At 72.2% G+C, this 8,898-nt stretch carries 8 protein-coding genes; 3 read left to right on the top strand and 5 right to left on the bottom strand.

All coding sequences use genetic code 11. The annotated features are described in order from the left end of the window. Positions 1 to 91: 91 nt before the first annotated feature. From ABZS97_RS42115 to ABZS97_RS42105, 3 genes are all read right to left on the bottom strand, one after another. Positions 92 to 592, bottom strand: a complete 501-nt coding sequence (locus ABZS97_RS42115) for an ATP-binding protein (protein WP_356148520.1) — start codon at positions 590 to 592, stop codon at positions 92 to 94. Between the two features lie 479 nt (positions 593 to 1,071). Beyond that, positions 1,072 to 2,058 (bottom strand): acyl-CoA dehydrogenase family protein, encoded by a 987-nt coding sequence (locus ABZS97_RS42110; protein ID WP_356148528.1) that lies wholly within the window; start codon positions 2,056 to 2,058, stop codon positions 1,072 to 1,074. Positions 2,059 to 2,066: 8 nt separating this feature from the next. Continuing rightward, complete coding sequence (locus ABZS97_RS42105) at positions 2,067 to 3,221, bottom strand: acyl-CoA dehydrogenase (protein WP_356148516.1); 1,155 nt, start codon at positions 3,219 to 3,221, stop codon at positions 2,067 to 2,069. Between the two features lie 177 nt (positions 3,222 to 3,398). Here ABZS97_RS42105 and ABZS97_RS42100 point away from each other — a divergent pair, with 177 nt between their 5' ends. Beyond that, positions 3,399 to 4,928, top strand: coding sequence for an AMP-binding protein (locus ABZS97_RS42100; RefSeq protein WP_356148513.1), 1,530 nt, complete (start codon positions 3,399 to 3,401; stop codon positions 4,926 to 4,928). A gap of 26 nt (positions 4,929 to 4,954) precedes the next feature. Here the strand turns inward: ABZS97_RS42100 and ABZS97_RS42095 are convergent, their stop codons facing one another. Then, positions 4,955 to 5,467 carry an EF-hand domain-containing protein gene (locus ABZS97_RS42095; protein WP_356148508.1) on the bottom strand — a complete coding sequence of 171 codons (513 nt, stop codon included), beginning with the start codon at positions 5,465 to 5,467 and terminating at the stop codon, positions 4,955 to 4,957. A gap of 198 nt (positions 5,468 to 5,665) precedes the next feature. Then, positions 5,666 to 6,052, bottom strand: a complete 387-nt coding sequence (locus tag ABZS97_RS42090; RefSeq protein WP_356148501.1) for an STAS domain-containing protein — start codon at positions 6,050 to 6,052, stop codon at positions 5,666 to 5,668. Between the two features lie 430 nt (positions 6,053 to 6,482). Between ABZS97_RS42090 and ABZS97_RS42085 the strand changes: the two genes are divergently transcribed. Both ABZS97_RS42085 and ABZS97_RS42080 read left to right on the top strand, forming a co-directional pair. Further along, on the top strand, positions 6,483 to 7,064 hold the full coding sequence (locus tag ABZS97_RS42085) for a sigma-70 family RNA polymerase sigma factor (protein WP_356148496.1): 582 nt from the start codon (positions 6,483 to 6,485) through the stop codon (positions 7,062 to 7,064). A 140-nt stretch (positions 7,065 to 7,204) separates the two neighbouring features. Further along, the gene (locus ABZS97_RS42080) at positions 7,205 to 8,416 is read left to right on the top strand and encodes a maleylpyruvate isomerase N-terminal domain-containing protein (RefSeq protein WP_356148525.1); all 1,212 of its coding nucleotides are present in this window, start codon (positions 7,205 to 7,207) and stop codon (positions 8,414 to 8,416) included. Positions 8,417 to 8,898 lie beyond the last annotated feature (482 nt).

Genomic DNA, 8,898 nt, shown 5'->3' with positions numbered 1-8,898 from the left:
CCTCGTACTGGACGTACTTGGGGCTTCGGCCGGTGCGGCGAGGGTGCGTGCCGGGCGCCGCGGGTGCTGTGCGGGACTTTCAAAACACCCCCTAGACCGCCTCGTACGCCAGATCCCCATAGGCGCCGGCCGTCATCCCGGCTCGGTATCCCGCACCCGTCGCACTCTCCGGCGGCGTACAGCGGTCCACCTCGCACCAGATGCTCTTGCCGGCACCCTCGATGTTCCAGCCCCAGCGGTCGGCGAGGCCGTCGACGAGTTCCAGGCCGCGCCCGTTGGTCTCGTCACCGTCCGCATGCCGCGGCGCCGGCGGACAGGCGCTGGAGTCGATGACCTCCAGGCGGACCATGCCGGGGACCGCACCGGAGGCATCGCCCGGGACGCCGGTCAGCAGCAGCCGCACCACGGCCGGACAGCCGGTGTGCACCACGGCGTTGGTGACCAGTTCGGAGACGAGCAGGATCAGCGTCTCGGCGAGCGGCTCATCGGCCCCTATCCCGGACCCGGCGAGCCGCGAACGGGCCCACCTCCGGGCTCGCCCCACCTCTGCGGGGTCGGGCCTGATCTCCAGCTGCACTTGAAGCACCTGCACCGCTCACACCATCCGAACCGGCGGACACATCGCCTCGCGCCTCACAAGGGCCACGATCGTAGCCATTTTCTGCATGGCCAGAACAAGGATCACGGAAAGTGATTCCCTTGCGAGACAGCATGGTTGACGTACAGTCACCCCAACAAGCGCTTCGGGCATATTCCAGCGCGAAGGAGTACGCGTGCGGCATACTGTGCGACGCTCGCCACGGGGAGTCGAACAGGCAGGCACGGGGGTCCGTCCTGCCTCGCGAGCGGCACGCATCGCCGGGTCCGGAGCCGCCTCAGGGGCAACACCGGGATGGCTCAGCCTCAGAACCACTCGCATCCCACACAAGGTACCGGAGCACGGCGCCGACTCCAGGCCGTGACAAGTCACGCCTAGGACACAACCCGATATCGACGCTCCGTCATTCCGGTACGCCACAATCCGCGACATCCGATACGGGCCCTTCCGCTCCGTCCCTGCCCAGGGCCCTGTCAGGCCGCTCCGGCAACGAGTTCGGCGGCGAGCGATTCCTCACTCAACGTGACATCTCCCGTACGGCGCGTACGCACCCACGCCCGTTTCAGGTACAGGTGCACATCGGACTCCCAGGTGAAGCCCATACCGCCGTGCACCTGGAGGCAGTCGCGGGCGCCGCGCACGGCGGCCTCGTCGGCGAGCAGCCGGGCCGCCGCGACATCGAGCGGGTCGGCGGTCACGGCGGCCGCATAGACGGCGGCGCGCGCCATCTCGACGCGCACCAGCATCTGCGCGCACAGGTGCTTCACGGCCTGGAAGGCCCCGATCGGCTGCCCGAACTGCTCGCGCGTCCGGGCGTGTTGCACGGCCAGCTCGCAGGTGCGGGCGGCGGTACCGAGCTGCTCGGCGGCGGTGAGCAGGACGACGAGTGGATCGGCGGAGCCGTCCGGTCCCCCGGCCCCCCGCACCCGATGAAGCGGCGTCAGCGGATCCACGGACTCCACCACGGCCACGGACTCCACCGCCACCACGGAATCCACCGCGGTCACGGGCTCCACCTCCACCTCCACCTCCACCCCAGAATCCCCTGTCGCCGCAGAGGCCCCGGACGCCCCACCCCTCGCATCCCCCCGCAGGACATCCGCCTCCTCCAGCCACTCCACCAGTCCGCCATAGGCCGCCGTCACCACGGCCTCCCCGGTGGCCGCACCGGCCACCTCCCCCGCTGCCAGATGCGTGGCGACGAGCGGTCCGGGCAGGAGGACGCGGCCCGCCTCCTCGAAGGCCAACACCGCTTCGGGGAGGCCGAGTCCGACGCCGCCGGCCGCCTCGGGCAGCCGCAGCGCGAAGAACCCGGCGGCACCGAGTTCGCGCCACAGGGCACGGTCGAGCCGGGGGGCGTCGACGGCGGCCCGGAGTCGCTCCCGCCCGAAGCGGCCCTCCAGCAGCTCGCGCACGCCCGCCTTCAACGCGCGCTGATCATCCGTGAGTTGGAAGTGCACGGGGAGGGTCACCGTCCCTTCGGGAGGCCGAGGATGCGTTCGGCCACGATGTTGTGCTGGATCTGGGAGGTGCCGGCGGCGATGGTGTACGACAGGGACGACAGCCGGTCGAGGTTCCACTCCCGCCCCAGATCGAGCGCGTCCGGCCCCAGCACCTCGGCGGCGGCGTCGTACAGCTCCTGGCGCGCATGCGAGTACCGCAGCTTGAAGACGGACCCGCCGACCCCCGGCACTCCCCCGGTCCGCTCCGACTCGCTCACATTCCACTGCGTGAGCCGCCACAGCGTGCGGAACTCGGCGTTGAGGCCGCCCAGCCGCCGCCGTAGCGCCGGATCGTCCCAGCGGCCGTTCTTCCGTGCGACGCGGGCGAGTTCGCCGAGCACGCGCCGGCAGGCGACGACCTCGCCGACGAAGGCCGTGCCGCGTTCGTAGGAGAGGGTCACCATGGTCACGCGCCAGCCGTCGTTCTCGGCGCCGACCCGGTTGCCCACCGGAACCCGCACCTCGTCGAGGAAGACTTCGGCGAACTCGGCCGAGCCCGCGAGCGTCCGCAGCGGCCGGACCGTGACGCCCGGAGCGTCCATGGGCATCGCGAGCCACGAGATGCCCCGGTGCCTGGGCGCCGTGGGGTCGGTGCGCACGAGCAGTTCGCACCAGTCGGCGACTTCCGCGTGGGAGGTCCAGATCTTGGACCCGCTCACCACGTAGTCGTCGCCGTCCCGCCACGCGCGCGTGCGCAGCGCCGCGAGGTCCGAGCCCGCGTCCGGCTCGCTGAACCCCTGGCACCACACCTGCTCGCCACGCAGCACGGGCGGCAGCCAGCGCGCCCGCTGCTCGGCCGTCCCCTCGGCCGCGATCGTCGGCCCGGCGTGCAGCAGCCCGACGAAATTTGCCCCTACGTAGGGGGCGCCCGCCTTCTCCGTCTCCTCCAGGAAGATCAGATGCTGCGTCGGGGTGGCGCCCCGGCCGCCCGCGTCGAGCGGCCAGTGCAGGCCCGCGTATCCGGCGTCGTACAACATCCGCTGCCAACCGAGGTCGTACGCCCGCCTGCCCGGCCAGTCGCCGGGGGACGGTTTCGCGGGCAACGACGCGAGCACCTTGGCGAGCCACTCCCGCAACCGCGCCCGGAACTCGTCCTCCTCGGGCGTGTAGGTGAGGTCCATTGCCCGCCCTTCTCCCCGGCGTACGTCCTGACGCATGCCCTGACGCAGATTTCTGATGGTCCGTCAGATGGCCGTCGCCCAGCAGGCTAGCTCCGCACCCCTGGACCGACAAGGCGGTGCGCCCTACGCTCTGCCAGTATCTGACTATCCGTCAGTTATCGGCTGAAGGGGGCTGTCATGCGCCAGGAAAGCCAGCAGAGCCAGGAGAGCCAGGGCACCGCGCACGCTCTGGGTGCCTCGCGCACGCTCTGGGAGCTGGTGGCGCGCCGCGCCGACCTGACCCCCGACCGGCCGGTCCTCCTCCAGGGCGACCGCTCCCTGAGTTTCGGCGAGTTGCGCGCCCGTGCCGAGCGGGTGGCGGCGGGCCTGTACGACAGGGGCGTGCGCCCCGGCACGGTGGTCGCCTGGCAGCTGCCCACCCGCATCGAGACGGCCGTGCTCTCCTTCGCGCTGGCCCGCCTCGGCGCCGTACAGACGCCGGTCATCCCCTTCTACCGCGACCGCGAAGTCGGCTTCGCACTACGGGAGTCGAAGGCCGAGTACTTCGCCGTGCCGGGCGAGTGGCGGGGTTTCGACCACACGGCGATGGCGCGGCGGCTCGGCGCGAAGGGCGTCTTCGAGGCGTACGACGCCCTCCCGGACGGCGACCCCGCCGTCCTCCCCGCTCCCCCGGCCGACGGCACCTCGGTCCGCTGGATCTACTGGACGTCGGGCACCACCTCCGACCCCAAGGGTGTGCTGCACACGGACCGTTCGCTGATCGCGGGCGGGTCCTGCCTCGCTCACGCACTGCACCTCTCGGCGGACGACGTGGGCTCGATGGCGTTCCCGTACGCGCACATCGCCGGGCCCGACTACACGGTGATGCTGCTGCTGTACGGCTTCCCGGCCGTGATGTTCGAGCACTTCGCGCTGCCCGCCGCCCTGGAGGACTACCGCAAGCACGGCGTGACGGTGGCGGGCGGCTCCACGGCGTTCTACTCGATGTTCCTCGCCGAGCAGCGCAAGCAGCCGGGCGAGCCGGTCATCCCGACCCTGCGGCTGCTCGCGGGCGGCGGGGCACCGAAGCCGCCCGAGGTGTACCACAGCGTCGTACGGGAGATGGGCGTGCAGCTCACCCACGGCTACGGCATGACCGAGGTCCCGATGATCACCATGGGCGCCCCGGACGACACGGTGGAGAACCTCGCGACGACGGAGGGGCGGCCGCCCGAGGGCATGGAGATACGGATCGCGGACGGGGAGGTACGGCTGCGGGGCGAGGCCGTGTGCCAGGGCTACCTGGACCCGGCGCAGACGGCGGAGGCCTTCGACGGGGAGGGGTTCCTGCGCACCGGGGACCTGGGGCATCTCACCGGCAGCGGGCATCTGGTCCTCACCGGCCGGCTCAAGGACGTCATCATCCGCAAGGGCGAGAACATCTCGGCGAAGGAGATCGAGGACCTGCTGCACGGCCACCCGGCCGTCGGCGACGTCGCCGTGATCGGCCTGCCCGACGCCGAGCGCGGCGAACGCGTCTGCGCGGTGGTCGAACAGCCGCCGGGGGCCGAGGAGTTGACGCTGAACGCGGTGACCTCGTATCTCCGCACGGAAGGGCTGTCGGTGCACAAGCTGCCGGAGCAGCTGGAGCTGGTGGACGCCCTTCCGCGCAACGAGACCCTGCGCAAGGTGCTCAAGTACAAGCTGCGCGAACGCTTTTCGCGGTGAGCACCCGGGGTGCCGCGGGAGCCGTGCTACTCGGGCACGGTGAAGTACCGGGCGAACGCGCTCACGACCTCCGCCTCGCCGATCCGGCCGTCGGCGTCCGTGTCGAGGGTCGCGGCGGCCGCGGCGGCGACGTCCTCGGCGGCACCCAGGGCCTTGAGCACGCGCCCGGTCTCCTGGACCGTGGCCGCGCCGTCCCCGTCGGTGTCCGCGACGGCGAGGGCCGCGTGCAGGAAGGGGCGGGCGATCTCCGCGAACCGGTCAGGGTTGTCGCGCAGCCGCTTCACGGCGCCGTTCACGAACTCCTCGCGGGTGATGCGCTGGTCGCCGTCCCGGTCCGCGATGCCGGCCATGCCCTGCCAGAAGGCCTCGGCACCGATGTACAGGGCCTGGCCCTTGTCGGAGCGGGCCGTCGTACCGAACTCGGCGAGGACCGCCTTGGCCGCGGCGCTGAAGTCCTCCCGGTCGATGTAGCCGTTGCCGTCCTGGTCGAAGCCGGCGAACCGGGCGGCGATCCTGCGCTCGTACTCGGTGCTGACCATGTGTGTTCGGACCGCCTCACATCTCAGCCGGACTCCGGTCCGGACTGGGTTCATCTGGCACGGAGCGTACGACGCCGGAGCCGCCTGGGGAGCGGGAAAACGACGCTTGTGCCAAGACCGCAGGAATTCCGGGACAACAGTGTGGCGCGGGACCCGCGGTGGAGTGAGCGGCCCCACGCGGACGTGGAGTGAGCGACCTCACGCGGACAGAGGGCTCGATTCCTCGCCGGTCTCGTCCTCGACGGCGGCGGCGAGGTCGGGATAGACGTCGAAGAGACGGCGTACGCCGAGGGCGCCGAGGACACGGTTGACGTGTGAACCGTCGACGGCGCCCCGGGCGGGCAGGATCAGCCGCAGGCTGCCCTGGCAGGAGCGGATGAGGCGACGGGTCGCTATGAGGACGCCCACACCGCTGGAGTCGCAGAAGAAGACGTCGGCGAGGTCGAGGACGATGTGGTGGCGGCCCTCGGCCACCGCGTCGTGCACCCGCTGGCGCAATGCCGGTGAGGTCACGAGATCCAGCTCTCCCGACACCCGGAGCACGGCCCACTCGCCCTCTTCGCCGTCGGTCACCTTGAGCGTCACCGCAACGCCCCTCTCGCTCGCCCCGCCCAGCAGAAACGGAAGCAGTCCCTACGCTTCCTTGCAGCGCGGCTGCCCCACCGTCGTTCCATGAAACACCGATGCACGACCGAAGAGGCATGCCCATGCGGTCGAAAACGAACGAACACCGAACTACTTACGGCGAATACAGGCGAATACGTACGGGAACGATCCGACCCGATCGAGTCTGATCCGCCCCGCGCTGGGTAGCCGCCCCCCGGAGGTCCATACCACCCACCCTTCACCAGGGGGCGCACATTGACTCAAAGGGGCGTGCGCAGTCGGACGTGCCGACTACATTCAGGACAGCAGAACACCCACCCTGGACAGGCACGGGGACCTGGACAGGCACGGGGACAGCGGCAACAACGACAGAGACAGGCGCCGGGCACGACAGGGGTGAGGGGGCCGCATGGCGACGAAGGACGCACCGCCTCGCTGGGACCGCAAGATGCAGCAGCGGCTCGCACGCGGGGAGGCGGCCGCACTCGGCGAGCTCTACGACCGGTTCGCTTCACTCGTGCACGGCCTCGCCCACCGCGTGCTCGGAGACGAACAGGCGGCCGACGGCATCACGCGCGAGGTGTTCGCACACGTCTGGGAGAACCCCGAGGCCTACGACCCCAAGCACGGCCCGCTGCGCTCCTGGGTCGCCACACTGACCCACCGGCTCGCCGTCCAGCGGCTGCGCGCGAACGAGACCGCCGCGCTCGCCCAGGGCGGCCCCGGCACCACCGAGGACCTGGAGCGCAAGGTGCGCAGCGCCTCCGTCGCCGCCCGCGCCGACTACATCGTGACGTCCATGCCCACCCCGCTGCGCGCCGCTCTGGAGCTCGCCTACTTCCAGCGCCGGGACTACCGCCAGGCGGCCACTGACCTCGGCGTCACCGAGGACGAGGCCCGCCGTCGGCTCCGCCTCGGCCTGCAACTGCTGTCCACCGCCCACGACGCGGGCCCCTCCGGGACGCCGCCCGAACACGGGGGTGCGCGGTGAACGGCGGAACGGACGGTTCCGAGGCGTTCGACGACCGGGAGGGCAACGAGGACGAGCAGCCCTTCGGCGAGGTCGGCGGCCCGCAGGGCCCCGGCGACGGCAACGGCGACGGCCGCGACGGCGAGTCGCCGCGCATACCCATGCCACGCGCCTCGGTCGAGGACACGGGCCACCCGCTGCCGGACCCGGACCCGGCCCCGGAGCGGGAACCGACCGCGACCCCGACCCCGGCGCTGTCACCCCTCCTCCTCGACCACCGGGTACTGAAGTCACTGCTCGGCGCATGGGCGCTGGCGGCCTGCTCGCCGGAGGAGACCCTGGCCGTGGAGGACCACCTCGGGGACTGCGGCTCCTGCGCGGACGAGGCGCTGCGGCTGCGCGAGGCGGTGGGCCTGCTGCACCCCGCCGAGAGCCTCGACCTGGACCCCACCCTCCGCACCCGCGTCCTCGCGGGCTGCCTCGGCCGGCGCCCGCCGCGCATCCCGGTGCCCGAGTGGGCGGCGCCGTACGACGCGGAGGCCGCGCGGCTCGACGCGCTGCTCCAGGACATAGGTGACGCGGAGTGGCACGCGCCGGTGCGGCTGCGGTGGTTCGAGGGCGACGGCCCCACGAGCCGCCGTACGACGGTCGCCGGAGTCATCGCCCATCTCCTCACCGTGGACGGCCTCGTCGCGAGCGCGCTGGGCCTGGACGACCCGCTCGGCGACACATCGCCGAAGGCGGCGGGGCCGGCGGGCCGCACCGAGGCGTACTGGCGGGCCTCGCACTACCCGCCCACCCGTTCCGTACGGGGCCCGTGGCGCGAGCAGAGCCACAACCTGGTCCGTACGGTGGCGTTCGCGGGCGGTGGCTCCGGGCGCCTGGCCGTCTCCTACGGTGACTTCGAGCTGCCGTTGCGGGACTCGATGCTGGACCGGGCCTTCGAGTGCTGGGTGCACGCGGGGGACATCGCGAACGCGGTGGACTATCCCTACGAGCCGCCGGCTCCCCGGCACCTGCACAAGATGATCGACCTTGCCGCGCGCATGCTGCCGGGCTCGTTGGCCGAGCGGCGGCGGGCGGGGCTGTCCGCGCCGCCGGTCCGGCATCTTGTGCCTGCCGGGGCGCCGGGGCGCAGCCTTCGGCTGGAGATCGAGGGGTCCGGGGGCGGTGAGTGGCTCATCCCGCTCGACTCGCCCGGTGCGTCCGCGTCCGCCGACCACGAGGTCGCTCATGTCGCCCTCGACGGCGTCGAGTTCTGCCGCCTCGCCGCGGGTCACGTCTCTCCGGAGGAGGCCGCCACCGGCCAGCACGGCGACCGCAACGCCATCCACGACGTCCTCCTGGCCACAGCCTCCCTGAGCCGCATGTAACCCCGGGTGAGCGGGGGTGGGCGGGCAAACCCCGGGTGCCCCCCTGGCTTTGCTCGGTTACCCGGCGTTGGTGCCGGCCGGGGGTGGGTCACGCAGCCCGGCGTTCACGGGGTGCCGCTGCGCCCACCCGTGCCGCCCCTGGCGGCACGATTGCCCGCAGTAACGCGGCTTCGCCGGCCACCCGGCGCCCCACGCACCCCCGCGGCCGGGTGGGCAGCCGCCCCCAGCTCCACGCACGCCCGCAGTAACGCGGCTTCGCCGGCCCCCGGCGCCACACGCGCCCCGCTGCCGGGTGGGCAACCGCCCCCAACCGCAAGCCCACCCGCAGTAACGCGGCTTCGCCGGCCCCCAGCGCCACGCGCACCCGCAGTGAAGCGGCAGCCGCAAGCCCCCACTCCCCGGCCCCCACGCACCCGCAGCCGCGCACGCACGGAAGGGTCCGTGCCGGTACGTCTCTGCCCGTCGCGTAGCAGGCCCCCAGC

Source organism: Streptomyces sp. NPDC005485 (genome assembly GCF_040606085.1).
Lineage (GTDB): Bacteria > Actinomycetota > Actinomycetes > Streptomycetales > Streptomycetaceae > Streptomyces.
This window is presented reverse-complemented; position numbering and strand designations above follow the sequence as displayed.

Coding starts and splice junctions, on each gene's coding strand:
- ABZS97_RS42085 (WP_356148496.1), top strand. CDS start 6,483: ATGGCGACGAAGGACGCACCGCCTCGCTGGGACCGCAAGATGCAGCAG.
- ABZS97_RS42105 (WP_356148516.1), bottom strand. CDS start 3,221: ATGGACCTCACCTACACGCCCGAGGAGGACGAGTTCCGGGCGCGGTTG.
- ABZS97_RS42095 (WP_356148508.1), bottom strand. CDS start 5,467: ATGGTCAGCACCGAGTACGAGCGCAGGATCGCCGCCCGGTTCGCCGGC.
- ABZS97_RS42100 (WP_356148513.1), top strand. CDS start 3,399: ATGCGCCAGGAAAGCCAGCAGAGCCAGGAGAGCCAGGGCACCGCGCAC.
- ABZS97_RS42080 (WP_356148525.1), top strand. CDS start 7,205: ATGCCACGCGCCTCGGTCGAGGACACGGGCCACCCGCTGCCGGACCCG.